1 protein-coding gene and 1 pseudogene are annotated in these 1,524 nt (G+C 31.2%); one reads left to right on the top strand and one right to left on the bottom strand.

Annotated elements, in window-relative coordinates; translation table 11 throughout:
• A pseudogene (locus tag AB4Y90_RS17835) lies at nucleotides 1-851 on the bottom strand (hypothetical protein); the annotation flags it as partial.
• 90 nt (nucleotides 852-941) lie between these two features.
• Here AB4Y90_RS17835 and AB4Y90_RS17830 point away from each other — a divergent pair.
• Nucleotides 942-1,524 (top strand): alkaline phosphatase family protein (locus AB4Y90_RS17830; protein WP_441558904.1); only part of this gene is annotated, 583 nt, incomplete at its 3' end.

Genomic DNA, 1,524 nt, shown 5'->3' with positions numbered 1-1,524 from the left:
GATTTATGAATATCATATACTGGTTTGAAAATTTCCGGAACCGAATCACGCGTTAAACTTTCTTGAGTTACATCAATTCTATCAAATAGAGTAAGTATTTTAGGCTCAAATTCACCTATTATAAATGGAACTTCACTAGAGCTATATGAGCTATCAAAAAGAATTCTTAACGCATAATTATTGTTTAATGAATCTCTATATTGTATAAAAAGGTCAAATATATTTATATCTAATGGTGATTCAAGTGGGATCTTTATGCTATAGTTATTAGGAAAACTAGTATAAACTCCTCTTTCGGCTATCGACCAAATTTCATTATCCCATAAATTTGAATTCATATACTTTTTTGATGTATTTTTTATATAATCTTGAATAAAATCTTTCTTAGCGATATCTTCTTCAAAATATGTGATATAATACCAAATATCAATATCAAAAGCTATTTTTCCGCTTTCATTTTTAATTAATAAATAATTGATGCTATCATGTCGTTCGGTTTCATATTGAAGTATAGGTAAATTAGCAATTCTTATTTGTTCATTTTGAAACTTATTTGAAGCTTCTTGAGCATTTGCTGATCTTTTAAGTTCATCACGAGTTAATATCAATTCGTCTCGTTGAAGTTTTAATTCTTTTCTCTGTAAAAGAATAGTATAAATTATACCTCCAAATGCAAATCCTGAAAACAATGAATTTAATGCTCCAAAACTATCCCCAAAAGTTCCCCGAGAAGTCCAATTAGGAAAAATAATTATAACCAAAGTCAAAGAAATTACCCATAAAACAAAGATTATTATAAAAAGCCAAATTAAGGGATTTAATTTTTCTTCATTGTTTTTTTTGTTTTCCATTATTATTTTTTTAACTACTCCAAATTTAATTAAAATTTCACATAACAAAATTTTCAAAACCGTAAATTTGTGGCACTAAAAAGTTATTCAATGTTTAGGAAAATTTCAATTGCAACAGCTGCATTGCTGTCTGTAATTACAATCAATGCTCAGAAAAATAAAAACAATCAGGTCGACAGACCCAAACTTGTTGTAGGTTTGGTGGTCGACCAGATGAGATGGGATTATCTTTACCGATATTACAGCAAATATGGGAATGACGGCTTCAAAAGACTTTTAAATAAAGGATATTCTTTAAATAATGTACATATTCCTTACGTTCCTACAGTAACAGCTTTAGGACATACTTGTATTTATACAGGTTCGGTTCCTGCGATTCACGGGATTGCCGGAAATGACTGGACCGATAAAGAAACCGGCAAAAATGTCTATTGTACAACCGATGAAAATGTAAAGCCTGTCGGTACAGCCAATGTAAGAGTAGGAAGCCATTCTCCTAAAAATCTTTGGTCTACAACCGTTACAGACGAGCTAAGATTAGCAACCAATTTTCAGGGAAAAGTGGTGGGCGTTTCTTTAAAAGACAGAGCTTCTATTCTTCCTGCAGGTCATACGCCAAACGGAGCATATTGGTTTGATGATTCTACCGGAGATTTCATTACGAGTACTTGGT

The sequence above is a fragment of the Chryseobacterium sp. 2TAF14 genome, from assembly GCF_052115105.1.
Taxonomy (GTDB): Bacteria; Bacteroidota; Bacteroidia; order Flavobacteriales; family Weeksellaceae; genus Chryseobacterium.
Note: the sequence above shows the minus strand (reverse complement) of the source record. Positions and strands in the feature narration are given on the sequence as shown.